This window comes from Mesorhizobium sp. P2_D5, from assembly GCF_056404355.1.
Window position 1 is genome coordinate 76,847 of the sequence record NZ_JBFUEE010000011.1, and the last position, 25,492, is coordinate 102,338.

Consider the following 25,492-nt stretch of genomic DNA (forward strand, 5'->3'; position numbering starts at 1 on the left):
CAGAAAGCCCTGTGGCCGCGACGTGTCATCGCCTGCCGTCAGAGCTCGCCATAAGCAATCTGTCAGGGAAATCTTGGTGCGGTCGAGAAGACTCGAACTTCCACGGGTTGCCCCACAGCGACCTCAACGCTGCGCGTCTACCAATTCCGCCACGACCGCACGTGGTAGGAGCCGGAACCGACCGGCTCGCGGCGTGTAGCAAATCGTTTCCGGCGAAACAAGTGCGCCGCAAGCAATAATCGCCAGCGATTGGCATAACGTTCCACAGAATTGGAATGCGTAGCCGAAACTGGACGTTTCGGCCCGATAGCGCCATATGGAAGGCAAATGCATGTCGCCCGAAAGCGCAAGGCGGTTTTGGGATCGTGACATGCATAAACGAAAAACGAAAAGCCATGCCAGAACGCAGCCAGATCGCCACGTCGTTCCTGCCGCTCCCCGGGTCAGCACCGGTCGAATGGCGCATCGAGCCTGGCCTCACCGCCTATCCGGATGCGCTGGCCTTCATGGAGGCGCGCGCCGAGGCGATCCGAAGCGGTGCCGCCGACGAAATGGTCTGGCTTGTCGAACATCCGCCGCTTTACACCGCCGGCACCAGTGCCCGCAGCGAGGATTTGATCGACGCGAACCGTTTTCCGGTGTTCGCGGCTGGGCGCGGCGGTGAGTACACCTATCATGGGCCAGGCCAGCGGGTCGCCTATGTGATGCTCGACCTGAAGCGCCGCCGCGAGGATGTCCGTGCTTTTGTCGCCGCGCTTGAACAGTGGATCATCGGCACGCTCGCCGCCTTCAACGTGCACGGCGAACGCCGCGAGGACCGCGTCGGCGTCTGGGTGGTGCGGCCGGATCGCCCTGCCCTGCCGGACGGCTCGCCGGCCGAGGACAAGATCGCCGCCATCGGCATCAGGCTGCGGCGCTGGGTGAGCTTTCACGGCATCGCCATCAATGTCGAACCGGACCTCGACCATTTCAGCGGCATCGTGCCGTGCGGCGTGCAGGACCACGGCGTCACCAGCCTTGTCGACCTCGGCTTGCCTGTAACAATGGCGGACCTCGACCTGGCCCTGAAATCTGCCTTCGACGACGTCTTCGGTCCCGCCACGGCTTTGCCTGTCGAAGCCGCCCGCAAGGCCGGCTGACCCACCCGGTCTGGAAACGGCTCAAGGTGGTGTTGATATCTCAGGCCGGCATCATCTGAATATCAACACCTTCAGATGAGCTGCGCGGACGCCCACAGCACGCCGTAGCCATGGATGGCGAAGACCGCCAGCAGCGCGCCGGCGATGACGAAGCGGTCGACCGTGCGGATCGGCTTCAGCTCGTGGCGCGGCTTGACCCCGCTGCGCATCGTCAGCAGGCTGAGGATTGAAAAGACCGCTCCCGCGGCGAGCAGAAAGCCCGGGGCAAAGCCAGCCTGTCGGCCAAGCGCCAGGAAGGCTGAAAGCAGGGAGAACGAGGCCAGCGCCAGCACGATCGGCCCCGGGCAGATCTGGCGCAGCACCTGGCCGCCATCGAACTTCCACACCGGCACCAGATTGGCAATGTTGAACAGGGCAGCAAAGCCCGCCAGCGTCGCCAGCAGCATTGCTGCCAGTCGATATCCTTCCGCGCCGGCAAAGGTGCTGGCGGCGATGACGACCGGCACCAGGAAGGCGGAGAAGCCAGCGCCCATCAACGCCACGAAGGCGACTTCGAAACGGCTGTCATATGGACGCCCGCCAATGGCGATGCCACCGAGCAGCGGAATGAAGATCATGCGCGCTTTGCTGTGACCCATCAGGCGAAACGCGGCCATGTGGCCGAGCTCATGCAGGGCCACCACCGACGTGAGGATCGCGGCCAGCGCCAGTCCGCCGAGATGAAGCCCGAAGAACGGCCACAGGATCAATGCCGACAATGCGGCGAAGCCGACCTGGCTGAGCGGATGCTCGAACCAGCCGCCCTTGCGATATCGCCCGGTCCTCGCCCAGCGCTGCAGCTTGGAGAGTTCTCGGCGCATCGCGAAATAGCGGAACACCAGGAAGGCAAAGCCGCGATAGCGATCGGTCTGGCCAAGCGTGACCCGCGTGCCGCTGCCTTCGGAAACGAGCTCAGTGGTCTCGCGAAAATCCTTCCAGAACGAGGTGTCGAGCGCTGTATCCTCGATGACCCGCATCGAGAAACGGCTGCCCTCGACTACGTCTTCAAACCGCGACTTGCGCTCGATCGGCTTACCGTCGCGGCCCTCCCAGGACAGCATGAAGCGGGCCATGCCCTCGCCGTCCAGCGGCTCGGCCGAAAGGATCTCGCCGGACCAGCCGGCATCGCTGCCCAGCGGCCACAGCGCCTGCCAGAGGCGCTGCCGGTCCATAGCCACGACACGGCTGAGCCTGATCGTGCGCAAACCAAGCGGCACGCTCATCAAGAGAAAGATCAGCCCGAGATTGCTGGCCACGAGGATGGCCGTGACGATGGGCGACACGCGACGTTGCTCCCTGTCTTGGAGGGACCACCCTAAACGTCGCGGCGGCAAGAAAGGCTTAACAGGAGAGCTCGGTTCCCGGTCACATACCATTCGCGTCGGCGTCTCAGTGAATGGCACGCCGCCAGCGTTGATGCCCCCCTCTCCCCGTTTTTAACGGGGAGAGGGTAAGTGTGAGGAGTTTCGCGCCCGAGGGACGGTTGCGTTCGCGCCACGTCCTCAACTCCAGATCACATGGCGCCGATCCAGATCGCCATGGAAATGAGAAAGGTGCTCATGCAAACCAGTGAGATGACATCCTGAACCAGATCGGTCATAACTCTCTCCTGTTGTTGATATGTTTTTAATTTGTTCTAATTTTGTTCTATTGTCAACGGTCGGAATCCGGCCGCGTCCGGATTTTCCGGGCGATCAAATCGGCAGGGTTAAGGAAAGGTTGACGGGCGTGCGACAACCATCAATGGAGCCGTAACGCGCACTGAGGGCGGACTGTCCGCGAGCTCGCCAAGTCTGTCGAGACTGAGATCAGCTCGAGCCGAGCGGCACCACTTTGCCGTCGGCCAGCGTGACGCGCCGGTCCATGCGCGAGGCCAGTTCGTGATTGTGGGTGGCGATCAGCGCCGCGAGGCCCGATTGCTTGACCAGCGCCGCCAGCGCCTCGAACACATAGGAGGCGGTGACCGGGTCGAGATTGCCGGTCGGCTCGTCGGCCAACAGCACCAGCGGTGCATTGGCAACCGCGCGGGCAATGGCGACGCGCTGCTGCTCGCCGCCGGAAAGCTCGGACGGACGGTGCGACGCGCGCTTGCCGATCTGCATGTAGTCGAGCAGTTGCGCCGCCCGCTCCGACGCCTCCTTGCGGCTCAGCCCCTTGATGAGCTGCGGCATCATGATGTTTTCCAGCGCCGAGAATTCCGGCAGCAGGTGATGGAACTGATAGACGAAGCCGACATCGTTGCGGCGGATCGCCGTGCGCTCGTCGTCGGAGAGCCGCCCGCAGGCACGGCCGGCCAGGATGACGTCGCCGGCGTCGGGCCGCTCCAGCAGGCCGGCAGTGTGCAATAGCGTCGACTTGCCGGTGCCCGACGGCGCCACCAGTGCCACCATCTCGCCGCGCTTCAGCGAGAAATCGGCGCCGCTGAGAATGGTGAGCTTGCGCGGCCCCTGGACGTAGTGCCGCTCGACGCTCTTCAGCTCGATAATGGCCTCGGCCATCATTCATACCTCAAAGCTTCGACGGGATCGAGCCGGGCGGCCCGCCACGCTGGAAACACCGTTGCCAGGAAGGACAGCCCGAGTGCCATCAGGATGACATAGGTCGTCTCGCGCGGATCCATTTTCGCCGGCAGCTGGCTGAGGAAATAGAGCTCCGGGTTGAACAGCACCTTGCCGGTCATCCACGAGAAGAACTGGCGGATGGATTCGATGTTGGTGCAGATCAGCACGCCGAGCAGCACGCCGGCGATCGTCCCGGTCACGCCGATCGCCGCCCCCGTCATCAGGAAGATGCGCAGGATGGCGCCGCGCGACGCCCCCATGGTGCGCAGGATGGCGATGTCATGCCCCTTGTCCTTCACCAGCATGATCAGGCCGGAAATGATATTGAGCGCCGCCACCAGCACGATCAGCGTCAGGATCATGAACATGACGTTGCGCTCGACCTGCAGGGCGGAAAAGAAGGTCTCGTTGCGCTGGCGCCAGTCGACGAGGTCGATCGGCCGCTGCGCCGCCTCCTCCACCTTCGGTTTCAGCGCGTCGACATCGTCGGGATTGTCGACATAGATCTCGATCGTCTGGGCCCGACCGTCCATGTTGAAATAGAGCTGTGCCTCCGAAAACGGCATGTAGACGATGGAACTGTCATATTCCGACATGCCGACTTCGAAGATCGCGGTGATCGGATAGCCCTTCATGCGCGGCGTCGTGCCAAGCGGCGTCACGTCGCCGTCGGGCGAGATCAAGGTGATGGTGTCGCCGAGCGCCAGGCCGAGATTCTCGGCCATGCGCTTGCCGATGGCGACGCCCTCGCCGGTGTCGAAACCGGCGATCGAACCCTGCTTGACGTTGGCCGCGACGATGGCGATCTTGCTCAGATCCTCGCCGCGTATGCCGCGCACCAGCGCGCCGGTCCCGCCGCCGACATTGCCTTGCGCCAGCACCTGGCCGTCGATCAGCGGGATGGCGTATTTGACGCCGGGCACGCCGTTGATGCGTCCGGCGACCTGTGCGTAGTCCTCAAGCGGCGAATCGAGCGGCTGCGCGATCAGATGGCCGTTGACGCCGAGGATGCGCGTCAACAGCTCCGCCCGGAAGCCATTCATCACCGCCATCACCACGATCAGCGTGGCGACCCCCAGCATGATGCCGAGGAAGGAGATCGAGGCGATCACCGAGATCACGGTCTCCTTGCGCCGCGAGCGCAGGTAGCGCCAGGCAACCATGCGCTCGAAGATGGAAAAAGGTCCTGCGCCCGCCGATCTTGCCGCCGCCACGTCGCTCATGCGGCGCTGCCAAAGCGTTTTTTCGCGTCGGCGATCGGCAGCGTCTCGCGCTCGCCGGTCTTGCGATTCTTGATCTCGATCTCGCCTGCGGCAACGCCGCGCGGCCCGACGATGACTTGCCACGGCAAGCCGATCAGGTCGGCGGTGGCGAACTTGCCGCCCGGCCGCTGGTCGGTGTCGTCGTAGAGCACATCCTTACCGGCGGCGACGAAGGCGGCATACAGCTCGTCACAGACGCGGTCGCACTCGGCATCGCCCGCCTTCATGTTGATCAATCCGATGTCGAATGGCGACACCGCTTCCGGCCAGATGATGCCGTTGTCGTCATGGCTGGCTTCGATGATCGCCGCGACCAGGCGCGACGGACCGATGCCGTAGGAGCCGCCGGAAACGAAATGATCCTTGCCGTCGGGGCCGGTCACCTTGGCGCCCATCGGCTTGGAGTATTTGTCACCGAAATGGAAGATGTGGCCAACCTCGATGCCGCGCGCCGAAACCTTGTCGCTTTCGCCGATCTTCTCCCAAGCCGCCTCATCATGCATCTCGTCGGTGGCGGCGTAGGGCGTCGTCCATGTCTTGACGATGTCGCCGATCTCGGCGTCGTTGGCGAAGTCGGTCTTTTCTCCGGGCACGTCCAGCGAAAGATAGTCGCGATGGCAGAAAACTTGGCTCTCGCCGGTGTCGGCGAGGATGATGAACTCATGGCTGAGATCGCCACCGATCGGCCCGGTGTCGGCCCGCATCGGAATCGCCTGCAGGCCCATGCGCGTAAACGTCCTGAGATAGGACACGAACATCCTGTTGTAGGCCGCCTTGGCGCCCTCGAAGTCGAGGTCGAAGGAATAGGCGTCCTTCATCAGGAATTCCCTGCTACGCATGACGCCGAAGCGCGGCCGCACTTCGTCGCGGAACTTCCACTGGATGTGGTAGAGATTGAGCGGCAGGTCCTTGTAGGACTTCACGTAGGCGCGGACGATCTCGGTGACCACTTCCTCATTGGTCGGGCCGTAGAGCATGTCGCGGTCCTGCCGGTCCTTGATGCGCAGCATCTCCTTGCCGTAGTCATCATAGCGGCCGCTTTCGCGCCACAGATCCGCCGACTGGATGGTCGGCATCAGGATTTCCAGCGCACCGGCGCGATTCTGCTCCTCGCGGATGATCCGGCAAACCTTGTCCAGCACCCGCTTGCCGAGCGGCAGCCACGAGAAACTGCCCTGCCCCTGCTGGCGGATCATGCCGGCGCGCAACATTAGCCGGTGCGAGACGATTTCGGCCTCGCGCGGATTTTCTTTGAGGATAGGCAGGAAATAGCGCGACAAACGCATGGACTGGTCCGTGAGTGAGGATGGCCGCGCGGGAATCGGCGCGACACGGGCTTGCTTGCCCCGGCTTCATAGCCATTTCATGGCGGAATGGAAACCCGGACGCATCGATCCGAAAATCGGAAATCGGCTTTCGGAATGGCACGATACATGGGGTCGAACGTGCCTGAGCATCCTCGCGCGTGCCTCGGACACCCGGCGTTCCAGGGATGCTGCAGTGCCGCGCGCGTCTTACTGGTCGTTTCCCAAGCAAAGCCTGCCACACTATTGTGCAGTGCAGCACGAGAATGCCCGTTTCAAGGCAAAATTCTACGTGACATTTTCATTCGCGTTGGGCTAATGTGCCCCGATAACCGAGAGGGTAGAGAAAAATCTGCTCTCCTACGCGGTCAAAGTCTTGGGAGGATGCGATCTAGGCGCGGTAACTCGCTGCCGCCGGAAACCGGAAACAGATCGGACGCGTTTAAATTGCAAGGCCTTGTGCCTTGCATTTTTTTTGTGCAAACATCTGGTTAGCAGCAGAGATTGATAAACTGGATGACCTTGCGTCAACCGGCACAAAGCCAGAATCGCCATGGCCTCCAGGCGATATCGTGTCGATCTCGAATCGGCTGAAACGCGGCCTGAAAAGGCCTATTTCGTTGGCGTCTGACTGAATTCCGGAATGATGTGCGGCACCTCGTCGAGGCTGTATCCCAACCCTTTCGTCAGGCCATAGAAAATGCCCATGAGAACCGCCGTCGCGACGGTGGTTCGCAGGATGGCGCGCAGCATATGCGGGCCGCGCGGCGCACTTGGAACCGTGCCCAGCGTCACGTCGTGATCGTCGTCCTGTGTCCTGACGCTGAACGGCAGCACGACGAACAGCACGATCCACCAGGTGGCGAAGAAAAGTGCGGTGAACGATACCCAGCTCATGATTGCTCCAGTTCGATCAGCGTACCGAAGAAATCCTTCGGATGCAGGAACAGCACCGGCTTGCCATGCGCCCCGGTCTTCGGATTGCCGTCACCCAGCACGCGCGCGCCTGCGGCCTTGAGCTGGTCGCGCGCGGCCAGGATGTCGTCGACCTCGTAGCAAACATGGTGCATCCCGCCGGACGGGTTCTTCTCCAGGAAGGCAGCGATCGGCGAGCCCTCGTCCAGCGGCTCCAGAAGTTCGATCTTGGTGTTGCCGACATTGATGAACACCACCGTCACACCGTGCTCCGGCAGTGCCTGCGGCTCCGTCACTTCGGCGCCGAGCGTGTTGCGATAGGCGGCGACGGCCGCAGCCAGATCCGGCACCGCAAGCGCGACATGGTTCAGGCGACCGAGCATATCCGAGCATTCCCTTCTGGGTCCCGATGGCTGGCGTCATACGTCAAATCGACTGATATCAACAGCCTTTCACGAGGCGCGCACTGTCGCACTTTGATGAGCCCTCTTGGAACGCCCTTGAACGTGCAGACAGTTTCAAAATCGCGACCCAGGCTGTTCCAATCGGCAACTGCGAAGTACAAACGGCAATGTCCGACGCCCGCCTTGCTCGCCCACGCGTTTTCAAGTTCAGCCTTGGCTCATTCAAGGTTGCCGCTTTGCTCGATGCCGTCGATGTTCGCGACAATCTTGCATCGGCCCTGGCACCTGAACAGTCGTCAACCGCGGTGCACGAACTCGCTGACTCGAACTTCATCGACCGCGATCGCTACGAGCACTGTTTCATCCCGACGCTGATCGACACCGGTTCCGAAAAGATCCTGTTCGACACCGGATGCGGAGATGCGGACAGTTCGCTTTTGGAATGTCTGCAGGACCTTGGGCTCGGGCCTGATGACATTGATGTGGTGATCATCACCCACGGGCACCCGGATCACATCGGAGGACTTGTGAAGGATGGCGAACCCGTTTTCAGGCGAGCACGCTATGTATTCGGCGCGGCGGAATTCAGCTTCTGGACCGAGGGAAATGCGGTGCGCGAGGCCAGATTGAAAAACCGCGATCTATTCAGGCGCAATTGCAGCAACCTGGCCGACCAGGCAACATTCATAGCACCCGGAGACAAGGTTGTGCCTGGCGTTACCGCCATCGACGCAGCCGGTCATTCTCCCGGGCTGCTGGCGTTTCTCGTGGAAAGCGACGGGCAGCAATTGCTCATCTGGTCGGACGCCTTCCTGCACTATGTCGTGTCCATCCAGCGGCCGGATTGGCGTGCTGATCTGGATGATGACAATGACCTGGCGATCGAGACCCGCAAGCGACTGCTGAAGATGGCCGCTGAACAGCGTCTGTTGATCGCTGGCCACCACATGCCATTTCCAGGACTGGGCTACGTCGAGCAGGTAGACGGCTCTTTTCGCTGGCTTCCCGTCAGCTATCAGCTGAACATGTAGCGAACGCTGACACCCTCACCGGGTGACGAACACCGTCACCAGCGGTTTCTTGCCCCAGGCTTCGTTGGCAGCGCCGCGCACGGCGCGCCGTACCGCCTCTTGCACCAGGTCGAGGTCTTTTCGCCGCTGGCGGGGGATCGAATCCACGGCGCCGACTGCCGCATCGATCATCAGATCCTCGAGCGTCTCACCGCTTGCATCGGCCTCGGCGACGCCGATGGCGACCAGATCGGGGTCGCCGGCAAGCTCATATTTGTCGTCGAGCACGACATTGACCGCGACATGGCCGGCGAAGGACAGTTTGCGCCGGTCGCGAATGCCCATCGCCTGATCGGTGCCGATCAGACTGCCGTCCTTGTAGATGCGCCCGAACGGCACCTGGTCGATGATGGTGGCGGGGCCGGGAGCGAGCCTGAGCATGTCGCCGTCTCGCACCTGCGCCACCTGGCCGATGCCGGAGGTCGACATCAGCGACCCCTGCGCCACCAGATGCGCTGCCTCGCCATGCACAGGAACGCCGATCTGCGGCCGCACCCATTCGTACATCTTGCGCAATTCGCTGCGCCGCGGGTGCCCGGAAACATGCACCAGCGCGTCGCCGTCCTCGATGATCTTGATGCCGAGGTCGATCAGGCGGTTCTTGATCTCGAGGATCGCCTTTTCATTGCCGGGGATCGTACGCGACGAAAACACCACCGTATCGCCGGCCGTCAGCGACACCGATTTCATTTCTTCGCGCGACAGCTTGGCCAGCGCCGCCAAAGGCTCGCCCTGGCTGCCAGTGCAGATGATCACCAGGTTTTCGCGCGGTATGAAGCCAAAATCCTCTTCGGCGATGAACTCGGGCAGCCCGTCCATGTAGCCGAGTTCATCAGCCACATCGATCACCCGCTTCAGCGAACGGCCGAGCACGAGGCACTGGCGGCCGGCATCCCGCGCCGCCTTGGCAATGGAGACGATGCGGCCGACATTGGAGGAGAAAGTGGTGACGGCGACGCGGCCCTTGGCAGCTTGGATGACGCCCTTGAGGCCCTCGCCCACGGCCACTTCCGAAGGCGACTCGCCCTCCCGCAGCGCATTGGTCGAATCGCATATCAGCGCCAGAACACCCTTGTCGCCATAGGCGCGGAACCGCGCCTCGTCGGTCTTCGGGCCGATCGTCGGCTCTGGATCGATCTTCCAGTCGCCGGTGTGGATGACGGTGCCGGCCGGCGACGTGATCGCCAGCGACATCGGCTCGGGAATAGAGTGCGCCACGGGAATGGCTTCGATCTCGAACGGGCCGACCGTGAATTTCTCGCCCGCCCGGTAAATGGTCAGCGGGATCTTCGGCGCGCCCTGCTCGCCCTGCCGCTTGGCTTCGAGCAAGCCAGCGCTGAACGGCGTCATCCAGACCGGTGCCTTCAGCTTCGGCCAGGTGTCGAGCAGCGCGCCGTAATGGTCTTCATGCGCATGCGTGATGATGATGCCCCGCAGATTGGCGAGGTTCTCCTCGATGAAGCGCGTGTCGGGCAGCACCAGGTCGACGCCGGGCAGGCTGGCGTCGGGGAAAGTGACGCCGACATCGATGACGATCCACTCGCGCGCGCTCGGCGGGCCGTAGCCGTATAGGGCGAAGTTCATGCCGATCTCGCCGACGCCGCCGAGCGGCACGAAGACGAGTTCGGCGTTTTCCGCTTTCGCCATGATTTTTCCCTTCCTGGCCCTCAGGCCAAGCCCGTTAGACGCGGGCAGACGCGACCGCGCCGAAATGCACGTCGCCGGCGGCGATCGTCAGAATAGAACCTTCATCGTCGCGGATCACGAAACGGCAGTCCTCGTCAATGGTTTCAAACACGCCGCGCACCACACTACCGTCAATTCTGACAGCAACCTCGCCGCCAAGCCCCGCAGCCCGTGCCAGCCAGCGTTGCCTGACGGCGGCAAGTCCGCGCCCTTCATCCCACAACCGGGCATTCTCGCTCCAGGCATCCGACAGCGCCAGAAACAATGTTTCCGCATCGCATGTCGCGCCCAGCGCGCGCAATGAAGTTGCCGGATAAGGCAAATCCTCGGGATAAGCCACAACATTGACGCCGATGCCGACAGCCACCGCGAAACGGCCGCCGTCCAGGATCGCCGATTCCAGCAGGATGCCGGCCAGCTTGGCGCCGGCGGCAAGCACGTCGTTCGGCCATTTCAGCTCGAAACGGTTTTTGCCCGCACTTGCGCCGTCGAGGCCTATGGCGATCCGGCCCTTCGGCACGACCGCGTCGAGTGCATCGGCCAGCGCCAGCCCGGCCACGAAGCCCAGCGTCGCGGCAAGGCGAAGTTCGGCAGTGGTGATGACAAGCAGCGTCGCCGCGAGGTTGCCTTCCGGCGTCGCCCAGACGCGGCCGCGCCGCCCGCGCCCGCTTTCCTGCTTCTTTGAAACGACCCACAATCTGCCGGGGTCGCCGGCCCGGGCATGGTCCAGCGCCAGCGCATTGGTGGAGCCGACGCTGTCATGTGCCTCGAGCCGGAACCCTTCCGACGCCGAGGTAGGAGCCAGCCGAAACGCCATGCCGTTTAGAAAAATGTCTTGGCGGCGGCTTCGGCATAGGTGCCGATCGGGCCGCCGATCAGCACGTAGAACAGCACGAAGGCGCCACTGACGCCGAGCACGAGGCGCAATTCAATGGCCATCGGAACAAAGCCGCCAACCGGCTCGTCGAACCACATGATCTTGATGATGCGCAGATAATAATAGGCGCCCACCACCGAGGCCAGCACGCCGATGATCGCCAGCGCGTAGAGGTTGGCGTTGATGGCGGCGAGGAAGACGTACCATTTCCCCCAGAAACCGGCGAGCGGCGGAATGCCGGCCAGCGAGAACATCAGGATGGTCAGGATCGTCGCCATGATCGGGTTGGTCGACGACAGGCCGGCCAGGTCGCTGATCTGCTCGACATTGCCTTCCTTGCGCCGCATGGCGAGGATGAAGGCGAAGGTGCCGAGCGTCATCACCAGGTAGATCAGCATGTAGATGGCAACGCCACGCACGCCCGCCTGGCTGTTGGCGGCAAGGCCAACCAGCGCGTAGCCCATGTGGCCGATCGAGGAATAGGCCATCAGTCGCTTGATGTTGGTCTGGCCGATCGCCGCGAAGGCGCCAAGCGCCATCGAGGCGATCGAGATGAAGACGATGATCTGCTGCCAGTCCGAGGCGATCGGCTTGAAGGCGCCCATGGTGACGCGTACCATCAGCGCCATCGCCGCCATTTTGGGTGCGGCCGCCAGGAAGGCCGTCACGGGAGTCGGCGCTCCTTCATAGACGTCGGGCGTCCACATGTGGAACGGCACCGCCGAGATCTTGAAGGCAAGGCCGGCCAACACGAAGACCAGACCGAAAACCAGGCCAAGCTGGCGCTCGCCGCTGCCCAACGCCGTGGCGATCTCCTGGAAGCCGGTGTTGCCGGTGTAGCCGTAGACCAGGCTGATGCCATAGAGCAGCATGCCCGACGACAGCGCGCCGAGGACGAAATACTTCAGGCCGGCCTCGGTCGAACGCAGATTGTCGCGGTTGATCGCCGCCAGCACGTAGATCGCCAGCGACTGCAGTTCGAGGCCGAGATAGAGCCCGATCATGCTGTTGGCCGAGATCATCAGCATCATGCCGAGCGTGCAAAGCAGGATCAGCACCGGATATTCGAATTTGTCGAAATGCTCCGCTTTGGCAAAGCGCATCGACATCACCAGCGTCACCGCCGAGCCGATCAGCGCCAGCACCTTCATGAAATGGGCGAAGGAATCCTGGATGAAGGCATTGCCATAGGCGCTGCCCTGCCCCGTGCGGAAGACCAGCCAGGCGCCTGATATCAACAGCACGGCGACGGCGAGGCCGGTCACCGTATTGGCGGTGTTGGCGCGCGAATAGGCGCCGACCATCAGCAGCGCCAGCGCGCCGATCGCGAGGATCAGCTCTGGCGTCGAGAGTGACAGGCTGGAGAGAAGGTCCGGCGTCATGGTTCGCAAAACCCTTGGGTTAATTCGCCGCCGCGGTCTGCGCGGCGCCGATGGATGCAGTGACATTGGTGACGAGCGACTTGACCGATTGGGCCGTCGCGTCGAAGACGGGCGCCGGATAGACGCCGAAGAATATGACCAGCACGACCAGCGGGTAGATGATCACCTTCTCGCGCGGCGACAGATCGAGCAGGCCCTTCAGGCTGTCCTTGGTCAGCGCGCCGAAAATCACCCGGCGATAGAGCCACAGCGCATAGGCTGCCGACAGGATGACGCCGGTCGCGGCGAAGAACGCCACCCAGGTGTTGACCCGGAAGACGCCGAGCATGGTCAGGAACTCGCCGACGAAGCCGCTGGTGCCGGGCAGGCCGACATTGGCCATGGTGAAGACCATGAACACGGTGGCGTATTTCGGCATGTTGTTGACCAGCCCGCCATAGGCGTCGATCTCGCGCGTGTGCATGCGGTCGTAGATAACGCCGACGCACAGGAACAGCGCGCCCGAGACAAGGCCGTGGCTGAGCATCTGGAAGATCGCGCCCTGCACGCCTTCCTGGTTCATGGCAAAGATGCCCATGGTCACGAAGCCCATATGGGCGACCGAGGAATAGGCGATCAGCTTCTTCATGTCCTCCTGCATCAGCGCTACCAGCGAGGTGTAGATGATGGCGACGACCGACAGTGTGAACACCAGCGGCGCGAACATTTCCGACGCCAGCGGGAACATCGGCAGCGAGAAGCGCAGGAAGCCGTACCCGCCCATCTTGAGCAGGATTGCGGCCAGGATCACCGAGCCCGCTGTCGGCGCTTCGACATGCGCGTCAGGCAGCCAGGTGTGCACCGGCCACATCGGCATCTTCACCGCGAAGGAGGCGAAGAAGGCGAGCCACAGCCAGGTCTGCATGTTGGCCGGGAAATTGTGCGTCAAAAGCGTCGGGATGTCGGTCGTGCCGGACTGATAGAACATCGCCATGATGGCGAGCAGCATCAGCACCGAGCCGGCCAGCGTGTAGAGGAAGAACTTGAACGAGGCATAGACGCGCCGCTTGCCGCCCCAGACGCCGATGATGATGAACATCGGAATCAGGCCGGCCTCGAAGAAGACGTAGAACAGCACGATGTCCAGCGCGCAGAACACGCCGATCATCAGCGTTTCGAGCAGCAGGAACGCGATCATGTAGGCCTTGACGCGCTTCTCGATCGCTTCCCACGAGGCCAGGATGCAGAGCGGCATCAGGAACGTCGTCAGGATGACGAACAGCATTGAAATGCCGTCGACGCCCATATGGTAGGAGATGCCGGAGTCGAGCCAGGCAACCTTCTCGACGAACTGGAAGCCCGCTTGCGAATTGTCGAAGCCGGTCCAGATGAACAGCGAGATGATGAACGTGAACGTCGTCGTCAACAGCGCGATGGCGCGGATGTTGCGGCGCGCGTTTTCACTGTCATCATTGATGAACAGGATGAGCAGCACACCAACCAGCGGCAGGAAGGTGACCAGCGAGAGGATTGGCCAGGCGGTCATCAGAGCATCATCCAGGTGACGAGTGCGGCAACGCCGATCAGCATGGCGAAGGCATAGTGGTAGAGGTAGCCGGTCTGCAGCTTGACGACGCGGTCGGTGACATCGATGACGCGCGCCGAGATGCCGTCAGGACCAAGACCGTCGATGATGGTGCCGTCGCCGGTCTTCCACAGGAAACGACCGAGCCGCTTGGCCGGCCGCACGAACAGGAAGTCGTACAGCTCGTCGAAATACCACTTGTTGAGCAGGAAGGCGTAGAGCAAGCGGTGGTTGGCGGCGACGCTTCGCGGCAATTCCGGCGAGCGGATGTAGAACTTCCAGGCCAGCGCTAAGCCGATCAGCATGGCGATGAAGGGCGAGAGCTCGACCCACAGCGGCAGTTCGTGGATTTCGTGCAGGATGTGGTTGTCCGGCAGTGTGAACAGCGATGCCTTCCAGAACTCGGCATAGCCCTCGCCGATGAAGGCGCCGTGGAAGATGATGCCGGCGAACAGTGCGCCTGCGGCCAGGATGAACAGCGGCACCAGCATCACCGGCGGCGATTCATGGACGTGGTGCATCACCTCATGGCTCGCCCGCGGCTCGCCATGGAAGGTCATGAAGATCAGCCGCCACGAATAGAAGGAGGTGAAGCAGGCGGCGATGACCAAAAGCACGAAGGCGAGGCCGGCAACTGAATTGTGGCCGGCAAAGGCGCTTTCGATGATGGCGTCCTTGGAGAAGAAGCCGGCGGTGCCGATGACCGTCACCGGAATGCCGACACCGGTCAGCGCCAGCGTGCCGATCACCATCATCCAGTAGGTGGTCGGGATCAGCTTGCGCAGGCCGCCCATGTTGCGCATGTCCTGCTCGTCGGAGACGGCGTGGATGACCGAGCCCGAGCCGAGGAACAGCAGCGCCTTGAAGAAGGCATGCGTGAAGAGGTGGAAGATCGCGGCACCGTAGGCGCCGACGCCGAGCGCCACGAACATGTAGCCGAGCTGCGAACAGGTCGAATAGGCGATGACGCGCTTGATGTCGTTCTGGACGAGGCCGACGGTCGCCGCGAAGAAGGCGGTGAAGGCGCCGATGAAGGTCACCACCGTCAGCGCCGAATGCGACAGTTCGAACAGCGGCGACAACCGCGCCAGCATGAACACGCCGGCCGTCACCATGGTGGCGGCGTGGATGAGTGCGGAGACCGGCGTCGGGCCTTCCATGGCGTCCGGCAGCCAGGTGTGCAGCGGCACCTGCGCTGACTTGCCCATCGCGCCCATGAACAGCAGCAGGCAGACGATCGTCATTGCCGACTGCTTGTCGAGCGCGTGCCCGAGGAAGGTCAGCACGGCGGCACCTTGCGGCGCGCCTTCAGCGGGAATGAACGTCGCCGCATTGGCGAAGATGGTGCCCAGATTGACCGAACCGAACAGCACGAACAGACCGAAAATGCCGAGCGCGAAGCCGAAATCGCCGACTCGGTTGACGACGAAGGCCTTGATCGCGGCGGCGTTGGCCGACGGCTTCTTGTACCAGAAGCCGATCAGCAGGTAGGACGCGAGACCCACCCCTTCCCAACCGAAGAACATCTGCACCAGATTGTCGGCGGTCACCAGCATCAGCATGGCGAAGGTGAACAGCGACAGATAGGCGAAGAAGCGCGGCCGGTTCGGATCGTGGTGCATGTAGCCGATCGAATAGATGTGGACCAGCGCCGACACCGTGTTGACCACCACCAGCATCACCACCGTCAGCGTGTCGATCCGGAGTGCCCAGGACGCTTCCAATCCGCCCGACTGGATCCAGCGCAGCACCGGCACGGTGAACACCTCGCCATGGCCGAAGCCGACGCTGAAGAACGCAACCCACGACAGCACCGCCGCGATCACCAGGAAGCCTGAGGTGATGTATTCGGATGCCTTGGCGCCGAGCGACGTGCCGAACAGGCCGACGATCAGGAAGCCGAGCAGGGGAAGGAAGACGATGGCCTGGTACATGGTGGTTCCGTCAACCCTTCATCATGTTCACGTCTTCCACCGCGATCGAGCCGCGGTTGCGGAAGAAGACGACGAGAATGGCAAGTCCGATGGCAGCCTCGGCCGCCGCGACCGTCAGCACGAACAGCGCGAACACCTGGCCGACCAGATCGCCAAGTGCCGCCGAGAAAGCGACGAAGTTGATGTTGACCGCGAGCAGGATCAGCTCGATCGACATCAGGATGACGATGACGTTCCGGCGGTTCAAAAAGATGCCGAACACGCCGAGCGTGAACAGGATCGCCGATACGGTCAGATAATGTGCGATGCCGACGACCATCTCAGACTCCTTCGCCCGACTTGACCTTGCGGATTTCCATGCCGGTCGCCGCGGTGCGGCCAACCTGGGCTGCGATCGACTGCCGCTTGACCCCTTCCTTGTGGCGCAGCGTCAAGACGATGGCGCCGATCATGGCGACCAAGAGCACGAGGCCGGCGATCTGGAAGTAGTAGAGGTAGTCCGTATAGAGGATGTCGCCGAGTGCCGCCGTATTCGAGCGCGTGGCGAGGTCCGGAATTGGCTTGGAGACCGTCGAGGCGAGCTGCGGTGCGAATGTGTAACCGCCCAGCACGACGATCAGCTCCGCCGCCAGGATCAGCCCGACCAGCGCGCCGATCGGCGCATACTGCAGCGCGCCTTCCTTCATCTCTGCGAAATCGACGTCGAGCATCATGACGACGAACAGGAACAGCACCATGACCGCGCCGACATAGACGACGAGCAGGATCATCGCCAGGAACTCGGCGCCGGTCAGCATGAACAGGCCGGCCGCGTTGAAGAAGGTCAAGATCAGGAACAGCACCGAATGCACGGGGTTGCGCGACGAAATGACCATGAACGCCGACGCCACCGCGACAAAGGCGAAGAGGTAGAAAAAGGCCGCCTCTAGTCCACTCAGCATGGGGTTCCCCCGGGTTCCTGTCCGGACCGGCTCTCGCCATGTCCGCTTCTGTGGCTTGGTACCGCCTCCGGTTCCCAAGTCGCGTTGTCCTTAGACGAGGCCCCTCGCCCCGTCCATGCGTCAAATATCAGCGATACGGCGAGTCCAGCGAGATGTTGCGCGCCAGTTCGCGCTCCCACCGGTCGCCATTCGCCAAAAGCTTGTCCTTGTCGTAGTAGAGCTCTTCGCGCGTCTCCGTCGCGAATTCGAAATTGGGCCCCTCGACGATGGCGTCGACCGGGCAGGCTTCCTGGCAGAAGCCGCAATAGATGCACTTCACCATGTCGATGTCGTAACGCACCGTGCGGCGCGTGCCGTCATTGCGGCGCGGGCCGGCTTCGATGGTGATCGCCTGCGCCGGGCAGATCGCCTCGCACAGCTTGCACGCAATGCAGCGCTCCTCGCCGTTGGGATAGCGGCGCAACGCATGCTCGCCACGGAAGCGCGGGCTGGTCGGCCCCTTCTCGTGCGGATAGTTGATCGTCTCCTTCGGTGCGAAGAACTGGCGCATCGACAGGAAGAAAGCGCTGACGAAATCCTGCAGCAGCAGCGATTTTGCGGCTTGGGACAGAGCGGACATCACGCAAACCCCGTGATCTTGAGGAAGGCGGCGGTGGCGACCACCATGAACAGCGAGATCGGCAGGAACACCTTCCAGCCGAGCCGCATCAGCTGGTCGTAGCGGTAGCGCGGCACGAAGGCCTTCACCATGGAGATGCCGAAGAACACGAAGCAGACCTTCAGCACGAACCAGATGACGCCCGGCACCCAGGTGAACGGCGCGAAGTCGAAGGGCGGCAGCCAGCCGCCGAGGAACAGGATGGTGGCCAGCGCGCACATCAGCACGATGGCGACATACTCACCGAGGAAGAACAGCAGGAACGGCGTCGACGAGTATTCGACCATGTGGCCGGCGACCAGTTCCGATTCGGCCTCCACCAGGTCGAAAGGCGGCCGGTTCGTCTCGGCCAGCGCCGAGATGAAGAAGATGACGAACATCGGGAACAGCGACAACCAGTGCCAGTCGAGGAAGGTGTTGGGCAGGCCCAGCTTGGTGCCCAGCCCATCCTGCTGCGACAGGACGATATCGGACAGGTTGAGCGAACCGGCGCACAAAAGCACGGTGACGATGACGAAGCCGATCGAGACTTCATAGGACACCATCTGTGCGGCCGAGCGAAGCGCACCGAGGAACGGATATTTCGAGTTGGACGCCCAGCCGCCCATGATCACGCCATAGACCTCGAGCGAAGAGATGGCGAAGACATAGAGGATGCCTACATTGACGTTGGCGATCGCCCAGCCCTGGTTGACCGGAATGACCGCCCAGGCCGAAATCGCCAGCACCGCCGACACCAGCGGCGCCAAAAGGAACACGCCCTTGTTGGCGCCTGACGGGATGACAGGTTCCTTGAAGACGAACTTCAAAAGATCGGCGAAGGCCTGCAGCGTGCCCCACGGGCCGACGACGTTCGGGCCGCGGCGCAGCTGCACCGCCGCCCAGATCTTGCGGTCGGCGTAGAGGATGTAGGCGACGAAGATCAAAAGCACGACGATCAGCACGACCGACTTGAGAAGGATCAGCAGCGCCGGCAGCACGTAGAAGGAGAAGAAAGTGTCCATGCTTATTCCGCCGCCTGCTTGAAGCCGCTCTTGGCCAGTGCCGAGCATTCCGCCATCACGGCCGATGCCCGCGCGATCGGGTTGGTCAGGTAGAAGTCCGTGACCGGCGAGGTGAAGGTGCCCTTGTTCAGCCGCCCGCCGAGCTTCGCCACCTTGGCGATGTCCTCGGCATTGCCGGCCGCGACCTGGTCGATGCGGGCCAGATGCGGGAATTCGCCATAGAGCTTCGCACGCAGTTGCGGCAGCGAATCGAACGGCAGCTTCTTGCCCAGCACATCCGACAGCGCCCGCAGGATCGCCCAGTCCTCGCGCGCGTCGCCCGGCGCGAAGCCGGCGCGGTTGGTCTGCTGCACGCGGCCTTCGGTGTTGACATAGGTGGCCGACTTTTCGGTGTAGGCTGCCGCCGGCAGGATGACATTGGCACGGTGCGCGCCCTGGTCGCCATGCGTGCCGATATAGACGACGAAGGCGCCGCCGGTCTTGGCCATGTCGATTTCGTCGGCGCCGAGCAGGAACAGCAGTTCCATCTCGCCCAGCATCCCGGCGACGTTCTTGCCGCCCTCGCCCGGCACGAAGCCGAGATCGAGGCCGCCGACGCGACCGGCCGCATTGTGCAGCACTGCAAAGCCGTTCCAGTCCGCTCTTGCTGCGTTGACGGCGGCGGCGAGCTTTGCCGCTTGGCCGAGCACGGCCGCACCATCGGCGCGCGCCAGCGCGCCCTGGCCGACGATGATCAGCGGATGCGTCGCCTTCTTCAGCGTCTGGAAGAACTTGCCATTGCCGTCGGCCAGATCCTTCAGCGAATCCGGTCCGGCGCCCAGTTGTTCATAGTCGTAGCGCGTGTCGCCGACATCGCCGATGACGCCGACCGGCAGATTGCCGATCCGCCAACGCTTGCGGATGCGGGCGTTGAGCACCGAGGCTTCATAGCGCGGATTGGCGCCGATGATCAGCACCGCGTCGGCCTGCTCGATGCCCTCGATGGTCGGGTTGAAGATATAGCTGGCCCGGCCGAGCGCCGGATCGAGTGCGGCGCCGTCCTGACGGCAGTCGGTGTTCTTCGAACCGAGCGAAGCCATCAGCAGCTTCAGCGCGTAGATTTCCTCGACCGCGGCGAGATCGCCTGCAATGGCGCCGATCTTTTCTGGTGTTGTCTTCGACACCGCATCGTTGATCGCGGCAAAGGCCTCGGCCCAGCTTGCCGGTGCCAGCCTGCCATCCTTGCGCACATAGGGGCGGTCGAGGCGCTGCGTGCGCAGACCGTCCCAGATGAAGCGGGTCTTGTCGGAGATCCACTCCTCGTTCACCTGCTCGTTGACGCGCGGCAGGATGCGCATCACTTCGCGGCCGCGGCTGTCGACGCGGATCGCCGAGCCGACGGCGTCCATCACGTCGATGGATTCGGTCTTGGTCAGTTCCCACGGCCGCGCCTGGAAGGCGAACGGCTTCGAAGTCAGCGCGCCGACCGGGCAAAGGTCGATGACATTGCCCTGCAGCTCCGAGGTCATCGCCTGTTCGAGATAGGTGGTGATCTCGGCGTCCTCGCCACGGCCGATCAGGCCGAGTTCGGAAATACCGGCGACTTCGGTGGTGAAGCGGACGCAGCGCGTGCAATGGATGCAGCGGTTCATCACCGTCTTGACCAGCGGTCCGATATACTTGTCTTCGACCGCGCGCTTGTTCTCGTGATAGCGCGAGGAATCGACACCAAAGGCCATCGCCTGGTCCTGCAGGTCGCATTCGCCGCCCTGGTCGCAGATCGGGCAATCCAGCGGATGGTTGATCAGCAGGAATTCCATCACGCCCTCGCGGGCCTTCTTGACCATCGGCGTGTTGGTGAAGATTTCCGGCGCCTCGCCATTCGGGCCGGGGCGCAGGTCGCGCACGCCCATGGCGCAGGAGGCCTGCGGCTTGGGCGGCCCGCCCTTCACCTCGATCAGGCACATGCGGCAATTGCCGGCGATCGACAGCCGCTCATGGAAGCAGAAACGCGGCACTTCCGCGCCAGCGTCTTCCGCCGCCTGCAGCAGCGTGTAGTGGTCGGGTACAGTGATCTCTTTCCCGTCGACCTTGAGCTTTGCCATTCGCCTCAAACCCCTGCGGATTTCCCGCAATCTCTTGTCCCGGGCACGGTCGAAACCGCACCCGGCATTTCATTCATTTCCCGACGGCGAGTGCCGACGCCTGGGCAGTCCAATCGTCACGGACGATACGGCCGGTGAGCGACAAATAATCTTCGACCCAGGCAACCTCTTCCGGCACCCATGCGGCGATCTGGGCATATGTCCAGATACCCAGGCCATTGAGAACCTTCTCCAGCTTCGGACCGATGCCCGATATCGCCTTGAGGTCCGACGGCTCCGCTGGCTTGTCCATAGCCTTAGGCTGCCTGAAATCCTCCGGCATCAACCCGGCCGGAGCCGGGCCTGCTGCCGGGCCGGCATCGGCGACCGGCACTGCGTCGGCCGCCTCCCTGGCAACCATATCAGTCACGTCCTGCGCGAAGGATTGCGCTTCGGCGATCAAGGTCTTGGTCGCCGCGCGGGCGGCCTTGGAAGCGCTCTTTTCCGTCTCCGGGAAGCGCTCGGTGCGCGCCTCGAAATCATCGACGATCGGCTGCAGCAGCCGTTGCGAGGCTTCGGCAGCCCCCGAGAGTGCGCCCAGCCAGACGCCGAAGGCGTGGTTCGCCAGCCCGATGCCGAGCGCCGACATCGCCGCGGCACCCGCCACAGGATGCGCGAGAAGGTTGACGGCGCTCGCCATCTCCTTCGGCATCATCCTGGTCAGATCCTGGTTCATCTTCTCGAACTGGTCCAAATTGGGCATCAATGAGTAGGGTGTCGAATACGGCGCCATAGATATCTCCTGGTCGTTTCTTCGTTCGCCCGCCCCGGTTGTCTCATATCGGGCACTTGCCCGCATTCCGCTCCGGGCTTTCGCCCGAATTCACAAAGTCTCTATTCCGCCGCCACCATCACCGGCTCGGCCCGGTGCGCATTGCGCGAAAACTCGTCGATGCGGCGTTCCACCTCGCCGCGGAAATGCCGCATCAGACCTTGGATCGGCCACGCCGCCGCGTCGCCCAGCGCGCAGATCGTGTGGCCCTCGACCTGCTTGGTGACGTCGAGCAGCATGTCGATCTCGCGCTTCTGCGCTTCGCCGCGCACCAGCCGTTCCATCACCCGCCACATCCAGCCGGTGCCTTCACGGCACGGCGTGCACTGGCCGCAGCTCTCGTGCTTGTAGAAGTAGGAAAGCCGCGCGATCGCCTTCACGATATCGGTCGACTTGTCCATGACGATGACAGCCGCCGTGCCGAGGCCGGATTTGAGGTCGCGCAACGCGTCGAAATCCATCGGCGTATCGATGATCTGCTCGGCCGGCACCAGCGGCACCGAAGCGCCGCCCGGGATGACCGCCAGGAGATTGTCCCAGCCGCCGCGAATGCCGCCGCAATGCGTCTCGATCAGCTCGCGGAACGGGATCGACATCGCCTCTTCGACCGTGCACGGGTTGTTGACGTGGCCGGACACGCAAAAAAGCTTGGTGCCGACATTGTTGGGCCGGCCGAAGGACGAGAACCAGGCGGCACCGCGGCGCAGGATGGTCGGAGCAACGGCGATCGATTCGACATTGTTCACGGTTGTCGGGCAACCATACAAACCGACATTGGCCGGAAATGGCGGCTTCAGCCGCGGCTGGCCCTTCTTGCCTTCGAGGCTTTCGAGCAGCGCCGTCTCCTCGCCGCAGATATAGGCGCCGGCGCCATGGTGCATGTAGATGTCGAAGTCGTAGCCGGACGTGTTGTTCTTGCCGATCAGCTTGGCTTCGTAGGCCTCGTCGATGGCCCGCTGCAGCGCCTCGCGCTCGCGGATGAACTCGCCGCGAACATAGATGTAGGCGGCAATCGCACCCATGGCGAAGCCTGCAAGCAGCGCGCCCTCGACCAGCGTGTGCGGGTCATTGCGCAGGATGTCGCGATCCTTGCAGGTGCCGGGCTCGGATTCGTCGGCATTGATGACGAGGTAGCTCGGCCGGCCGTCGCTCTGCTTGGGCATGAACGACCATTTCAGGCCTGTCGGGAAGCCGGCGCCGCCGCGTCCGCGCAGGCCGGATGCCTTCATCTCGTTGACGATCCACTCGCGCCCCTTGGCGACGATGCCGGGCGTGTTGTCCCAGGCGCCACGCGCCATCGCGCCGGCCAGCGACTTGTCGAAGAGGCCGTAGATGTTGTTGAAGATGCGGTCTTTGTCCTGAAGCATTTTTCGTCCCTCAGACCGGTTTCTTGCCGAAGACGCGGATGTATTCGGCGACGCCACCCTTGGCGAGCGCCTTGGCCTGCTTGACCCAGTCGTCGCGATCGATGCGGCCGTGGAAAGCGAGATAACCGTCCACCCACTCGCGCTCGGCCTTCTTCCAGGAAGCAACCTGCGCGAAGGTGAAAATGCCCAGGGAATGCAGGACGCCCTCGATCTTCGGGCCGACACCAGAGATCAACTTGAGATCGTCGACCAGCGCCGGCCTGTCGATGCCGGCCGGGCGGTTCTTGTCCTCGAGCGACGGCTTGGCCAGCTTGTCAGCCTTCGCGGCTGGGGCCTTGACCTCCGGCGCCTTGAAGGCGGCTGCCGGCTCGGCCTTGGTCTTCGGACCGTTGCGCTGCTTTGAAACCTGCTCGACTTCGGGGGCCGCCTTGTTGGCATTGGCGGCCGAATGCGGCGGGGCCGAAACACTCGCCGCCTTTTCAGCAGCCGGCGCGACCTTGGTCTTTGAAGGCGTCTTCAAGGCCGGGCTGGTTTCAGGCGCATCGGTCTTCGGCTTGCTGGCATTGGACGGTGCGACAGGAGCGGCAGCGGGCGCGACCGTGGCGATTATCGCGTCGGGCGCCGCCTTCGCGGCCTTGGTTGCCTCCCTTGCTTCCCTGTCGCGGGTCGACTTGAGGATCGCCTTTTCGCTTTTCAGGGTCGTGAGGCCGGAGGCCGGCTCCGAGCCGGTGCGCCCGTCCTGCGGTCCGGGCGTCACCGAGGCGCCCTTGCCGGCGTCATAGAGATCGATGATTTCGGCCAGCCGCTCGGGCGTCAAATCCTCGAACGTATCCTTGAAGATCATCACCATCGGCGCGTTGACGCAGGCGCCAAGGCACTCGACCTCTTCCCACGACAAGGTGCCCTTGTCGTTGGTGTGGAACTGGTCGTGATGGATTTTTGAGCGGCACACATCCATCAGCGCTTCCGAGCCGCGCAGCATGCAGGGCGTGGTGCCGCAAACCTGGATGTGGGCGCGGGTACCGACCGGGCTCAGCTGGTATTGCGTGTAGAAGGTGGCGACTTCCAGCCCCCTGATACGGGGCATGCCGAGCATGTCCGAAATCGTCTCGATCGCCGCCTTGGTGACCCAGCCTTCCTGCTCCTGAGCTATCATCAGCAAGGGGATGATCGCCGACTGTTCGCGGCCCTTGGGGTATTTTTTGAGCCATTGCTTCGCCGCTGCCGCGTTCGCCCGGTTGAAGGCGAAGGATGCTGGCTGGACGCTGGCTTCTGCGAGACGGCGGACTGACATTTAGCGATCGACCTCACCAAACACGATGTCGAGGGAGCCGAGAACGGCGGTGACGTCGGCCAGCATGTGGCCGCGGCAGAGGAAATCCATGGCCTGCAAATGCGCGAAACCGGGCGCGCGCAGCTTGCAGCGGTAGGGCTTGTTGGAGCCGTCGGAGACGAGATACACGCCGAACTCGCCTTTCGGCGCTTCGACCGCCGCATAGACCTCGCCGGCCGGCACGCGGTAGCCCTCGGTGTAGAGCTTGAAGTGATGGATCAGCGCTTCCATCGAGCGCTTCATCGCCTGACGCTTCGGCGGCACCACCTTGCCGTCGAGGTTCGACACCGGGCCGGTGCTCTCCTTGCCGAGCAAGAGGTCGACGCACTGGCGCATGATCTTTGCCGACTGGCGCATTTCTTCCATGCGCACGAGGTAGCGGTCGAAGCAGTCGCCGTTCTTGCCGATCGGAATGTCGAAATCCATTTCCGAATAGCACTCATAGGGTTGCGACTTGCGCAGGTCCCAAGGCGCGCCCGAACCACGTACCATCACGCCCGAAAAGCCCCAGGCCCACGCATCGGCCAGCGAGACCGTGCCGATATCGACATTGCGCTGCTTGAAGATTCGGTTGCCGGTGAGCAACTGATCGAGGTCGTCGATCGACTTCAGGAATGGATCGATCCACTTGCCGATATCCTCGACCAGCTTCTGCGGCAGATCCTGATGCACGCCGCCGGGGCGGAAATAGGCCGCATGCATGCGCGAGCCGGAGGCGCGCTCATAGAACACCATCAGCTTTTCGCGCTCGACGAAGCCCCACAGCGGCGGCGTCAGCGCGCCGACATCCATCGCCTGCGTCGTGACATTGAGGATGTGCGACATGATGCGGCCGATCTCGCAGTAGAGCACGCGGATCAGTTGGCCGCGCTTCGGCACATCGATGCCGAGCAGGCGCTCGACGGCCAGTGCGAAGGCATGCTCCTGGTTCATCGGCGCGCAATAATCGAGCCGGTCGAGATAAGGTATCGCCTGCAGGTAGGTCTTGGCCTCGATCAGCTTTTCGGTGCCGCGATGCAGCAGCCCGATATGCGGATCGACGCGATCGACGACTTCGCCGTCCAGCTCCAGAACGAGGCGCAAAACGCCGTGCGCCGCGGGGTGTTGCGGGCCGAAATTGATGTTGAAGTTGCGGACGGAGGTTTCAGCCATTCTGG

Annotated in this window: 22 protein-coding genes and 1 tRNA gene; 2 read left to right on the top strand and 21 right to left on the bottom strand. The window is 63.0% G+C overall.

From position 1 onward, the window contains the following. Positions 1–74: 74 nt before the first annotated feature. Positions 75–159, bottom strand: a tRNA-Leu gene (locus tag AC1DYW_RS31305). Between the two features lie 236 nt (positions 160–395). On the opposite strand from AC1DYW_RS31305, the gene lipB reads away from it, so the two are divergent. Next, the gene (lipB, locus tag AC1DYW_RS31310; RefSeq protein WP_477228752.1) at positions 396–1,139 is read left to right on the top strand and encodes a lipoyl(octanoyl) transferase LipB; all 744 of its coding nucleotides are present in this window, start codon (positions 396–398) and stop codon (positions 1,137–1,139) included. 71 nt (positions 1,140–1,210) lie between these two features. On the opposite strand, the gene AC1DYW_RS31315 is transcribed toward lipB, so the two are convergent. From AC1DYW_RS31315 to mce, 6 genes are all read right to left on the bottom strand, one after another. Beyond that, entirely contained in the window at positions 1,211–2,461 is a 1,251-nt protein-coding gene (locus AC1DYW_RS31315; RefSeq protein WP_477228753.1) for a site-2 protease family protein, read from the bottom strand. Between the two features lie 525 nt (positions 2,462–2,986). Continuing rightward, positions 2,987–3,679 (bottom strand): ABC transporter ATP-binding protein, encoded by a 693-nt coding sequence (locus AC1DYW_RS31320; protein ID WP_477228754.1) that lies wholly within the window; start codon positions 3,677–3,679, stop codon positions 2,987–2,989. Next, complete coding sequence (locus tag AC1DYW_RS31325; protein ID WP_477228755.1) at positions 3,676–4,962, bottom strand: lipoprotein-releasing ABC transporter permease subunit; 1,287 nt, start codon at positions 4,960–4,962, stop codon at positions 3,676–3,678. Before AC1DYW_RS31325 ends, AC1DYW_RS31320 begins: the two co-directional genes overlap by 4 nt. Then, complete coding sequence (proS, locus tag AC1DYW_RS31330) at positions 4,959–6,287, bottom strand: proline--tRNA ligase (RefSeq protein ID WP_477228756.1); 1,329 nt, start codon at positions 6,285–6,287, stop codon at positions 4,959–4,961. The genes AC1DYW_RS31325 and proS overlap by 4 nt, the downstream gene beginning before the upstream one ends. Positions 6,288–6,917: 630 nt before the next feature. Next, positions 6,918–7,202, bottom strand: a complete 285-nt coding sequence (locus AC1DYW_RS31335; RefSeq protein WP_095087253.1) for a DUF1467 family protein — start codon at positions 7,200–7,202, stop codon at positions 6,918–6,920. Beyond that, on the bottom strand, positions 7,199–7,603 hold the full coding sequence (mce, locus tag AC1DYW_RS31340) for a methylmalonyl-CoA epimerase (RefSeq protein WP_477228757.1): 405 nt from the start codon (positions 7,601–7,603) through the stop codon (positions 7,199–7,201). Before mce ends, AC1DYW_RS31335 begins: the two co-directional genes overlap by 4 nt. Positions 7,604–7,791: 188 nt before the next feature. Between mce and AC1DYW_RS31345 the strand changes: the two genes are divergently transcribed. Beyond that, entirely contained in the window at positions 7,792–8,655 is an 864-nt protein-coding gene (locus tag AC1DYW_RS31345) for an MBL fold metallo-hydrolase (RefSeq protein ID WP_477228758.1), read from the top strand. Between the two features lie 15 nt (positions 8,656–8,670). Here the strand turns inward: AC1DYW_RS31345 and AC1DYW_RS31350 are convergent, their stop codons facing one another. From AC1DYW_RS31350 to AC1DYW_RS31415, 14 genes are all read right to left on the bottom strand, one after another. Beyond that, a complete protein-coding gene (locus tag AC1DYW_RS31350; protein WP_457153272.1) occupies positions 8,671–10,341 on the bottom strand; it encodes a ribonuclease J in 1,671 nt (556 codons plus the stop codon). Positions 10,342–10,375: 34 nt separating this feature from the next. Then, complete coding sequence (locus AC1DYW_RS31355; protein WP_477228759.1) at positions 10,376–11,197, bottom strand: biotin--[acetyl-CoA-carboxylase] ligase; 822 nt, start codon at positions 11,195–11,197, stop codon at positions 10,376–10,378. A gap of 5 nt (positions 11,198–11,202) precedes the next feature. Further along, complete coding sequence (gene nuoN / locus AC1DYW_RS31360) at positions 11,203–12,639, bottom strand: NADH-quinone oxidoreductase subunit NuoN (protein WP_477228760.1); 1,437 nt, start codon at positions 12,637–12,639, stop codon at positions 11,203–11,205. 19 nt (positions 12,640–12,658) lie between these two features. After that, positions 12,659–14,164 (bottom strand): NADH-quinone oxidoreductase subunit M, encoded by a 1,506-nt coding sequence (locus tag AC1DYW_RS31365; RefSeq protein WP_095087237.1) that lies wholly within the window; start codon positions 14,162–14,164, stop codon positions 12,659–12,661. Further along, a complete protein-coding gene (nuoL, locus tag AC1DYW_RS31370; RefSeq protein ID WP_095087235.1) occupies positions 14,164–16,137 on the bottom strand; it encodes an NADH-quinone oxidoreductase subunit L in 1,974 nt (657 codons plus the stop codon). The genes AC1DYW_RS31365 and nuoL overlap by 1 nt, the downstream gene beginning before the upstream one ends. 10 nt (positions 16,138–16,147) lie before the next feature. Beyond that, positions 16,148–16,456, bottom strand: coding sequence for an NADH-quinone oxidoreductase subunit NuoK (nuoK, locus tag AC1DYW_RS31375; RefSeq protein WP_023676620.1), 309 nt, complete (start codon positions 16,454–16,456; stop codon positions 16,148–16,150). A 1-nt stretch (position 16,457) separates the two neighbouring features. After that, a complete protein-coding gene (locus tag AC1DYW_RS31380; RefSeq protein ID WP_095087233.1) occupies positions 16,458–17,078 on the bottom strand; it encodes an NADH-quinone oxidoreductase subunit J in 621 nt (206 codons plus the stop codon). Positions 17,079–17,205: 127 nt separating this feature from the next. Continuing rightward, entirely contained in the window at positions 17,206–17,697 is a 492-nt protein-coding gene (gene nuoI / locus AC1DYW_RS31385; RefSeq protein ID WP_023812382.1) for an NADH-quinone oxidoreductase subunit NuoI, read from the bottom strand. Next, positions 17,697–18,740 (bottom strand): NADH-quinone oxidoreductase subunit NuoH, encoded by a 1,044-nt coding sequence (gene nuoH / locus AC1DYW_RS31390; RefSeq protein WP_095087231.1) that lies wholly within the window; start codon positions 18,738–18,740, stop codon positions 17,697–17,699. Before nuoH ends, nuoI begins: the two co-directional genes overlap by 1 nt. A gap of 2 nt (positions 18,741–18,742) precedes the next feature. Further along, on the bottom strand, positions 18,743–20,824 hold the full coding sequence (nuoG, locus tag AC1DYW_RS31395; protein WP_477228761.1) for an NADH-quinone oxidoreductase subunit NuoG: 2,082 nt from the start codon (positions 20,822–20,824) through the stop codon (positions 18,743–18,745). A gap of 73 nt (positions 20,825–20,897) precedes the next feature. Then, the gene (locus tag AC1DYW_RS31400; protein WP_477228762.1) at positions 20,898–21,596 is read right to left on the bottom strand and encodes an NADH-ubiquinone dehydrogenase; all 699 of its coding nucleotides are present in this window, start codon (positions 21,594–21,596) and stop codon (positions 20,898–20,900) included. A 101-nt stretch (positions 21,597–21,697) separates the two neighbouring features. After that, positions 21,698–23,002 (bottom strand): NADH-quinone oxidoreductase subunit NuoF, encoded by a 1,305-nt coding sequence (nuoF, locus tag AC1DYW_RS31405; RefSeq protein WP_095087224.1) that lies wholly within the window; start codon positions 23,000–23,002, stop codon positions 21,698–21,700. A 10-nt stretch (positions 23,003–23,012) separates the two neighbouring features. Continuing rightward, positions 23,013–24,296 carry an NADH-quinone oxidoreductase subunit E gene (locus tag AC1DYW_RS31410; RefSeq protein ID WP_457152117.1) on the bottom strand — a complete coding sequence of 428 codons (1,284 nt, stop codon included), beginning with the start codon at positions 24,294–24,296 and terminating at the stop codon, positions 23,013–23,015. Continuing rightward, a complete protein-coding gene (locus AC1DYW_RS31415; RefSeq protein ID WP_457152118.1) occupies positions 24,297–25,487 on the bottom strand; it encodes an NADH-quinone oxidoreductase subunit D in 1,191 nt (396 codons plus the stop codon). It lies immediately after the preceding gene. Positions 25,488–25,492 lie beyond the last annotated feature (5 nt).

What these genes read in the sequence shown, in the direction of transcription:
- lipB (WP_477228752.1), top strand. Translation starts at nt 396, where the DNA reads ATGCCAGAACGCAGCCAGATCGCCACGTCGTTCCTGCCGCTCCCCGGG.
- AC1DYW_RS31320 (WP_477228754.1), bottom strand. Translation starts at nt 3,679, where the DNA reads ATGATGGCCGAGGCCATTATCGAGCTGAAGAGCGTCGAGCGGCACTAC.
- AC1DYW_RS31325 (WP_477228755.1), bottom strand. Translation starts at nt 4,962, where the DNA reads ATGAGCGACGTGGCGGCGGCAAGATCGGCGGGCGCAGGACCTTTTTCC.
- proS (WP_477228756.1), bottom strand. Translation starts at nt 6,287, where the DNA reads ATGCGTTTGTCGCGCTATTTCCTGCCTATCCTCAAAGAAAATCCGCGC.
- AC1DYW_RS31335 (WP_095087253.1), bottom strand. Translation starts at nt 7,202, where the DNA reads ATGAGCTGGGTATCGTTCACCGCACTTTTCTTCGCCACCTGGTGGATC.
- mce (WP_477228757.1), bottom strand. Translation starts at nt 7,603, where the DNA reads ATGCTCGGTCGCCTGAACCATGTCGCGCTTGCGGTGCCGGATCTGGCT.
- AC1DYW_RS31345 (WP_477228758.1), top strand. Translation starts at nt 7,792, where the DNA reads ATGTCCGACGCCCGCCTTGCTCGCCCACGCGTTTTCAAGTTCAGCCTT.
- AC1DYW_RS31350 (WP_457153272.1), bottom strand. Translation starts at nt 10,341, where the DNA reads ATGGCGAAAGCGGAAAACGCCGAACTCGTCTTCGTGCCGCTCGGCGGC.
- AC1DYW_RS31355 (WP_477228759.1), bottom strand. Translation starts at nt 11,197, where the DNA reads ATGGCGTTTCGGCTGGCTCCTACCTCGGCGTCGGAAGGGTTCCGGCTC.
- nuoN (WP_477228760.1), bottom strand. Translation starts at nt 12,639, where the DNA reads ATGACGCCGGACCTTCTCTCCAGCCTGTCACTCTCGACGCCAGAGCTG.
- AC1DYW_RS31365 (WP_095087237.1), bottom strand. Translation starts at nt 14,164, where the DNA reads ATGACCGCCTGGCCAATCCTCTCGCTGGTCACCTTCCTGCCGCTGGTT.
- nuoL (WP_095087235.1), bottom strand. Translation starts at nt 16,137, where the DNA reads ATGTACCAGGCCATCGTCTTCCTTCCCCTGCTCGGCTTCCTGATCGTC.
- nuoK (WP_023676620.1), bottom strand. Translation starts at nt 16,456, where the DNA reads ATGGTCGTCGGCATCGCACATTATCTGACCGTATCGGCGATCCTGTTC.
- AC1DYW_RS31380 (WP_095087233.1), bottom strand. Translation starts at nt 17,078, where the DNA reads ATGCTGAGTGGACTAGAGGCGGCCTTTTTCTACCTCTTCGCCTTTGTC.
- nuoI (WP_023812382.1), bottom strand. Translation starts at nt 17,697, where the DNA reads ATGTCCGCTCTGTCCCAAGCCGCAAAATCGCTGCTGCTGCAGGATTTC.
- nuoH (WP_095087231.1), bottom strand. Translation starts at nt 18,740, where the DNA reads ATGGACACTTTCTTCTCCTTCTACGTGCTGCCGGCGCTGCTGATCCTT.
- nuoG (WP_477228761.1), bottom strand. Translation starts at nt 20,824, where the DNA reads ATGGCAAAGCTCAAGGTCGACGGGAAAGAGATCACTGTACCCGACCAC.
- AC1DYW_RS31400 (WP_477228762.1), bottom strand. Translation starts at nt 21,596, where the DNA reads ATGGCGCCGTATTCGACACCCTACTCATTGATGCCCAATTTGGACCAG.
- nuoF (WP_095087224.1), bottom strand. Translation starts at nt 23,002, where the DNA reads ATGCTTCAGGACAAAGACCGCATCTTCAACAACATCTACGGCCTCTTC.
- AC1DYW_RS31410 (WP_457152117.1), bottom strand. Translation starts at nt 24,296, where the DNA reads ATGTCAGTCCGCCGTCTCGCAGAAGCCAGCGTCCAGCCAGCATCCTTC.
- AC1DYW_RS31415 (WP_457152118.1), bottom strand. Translation starts at nt 25,487, where the DNA reads ATGGCTGAAACCTCCGTCCGCAACTTCAACATCAATTTCGGCCCGCAA.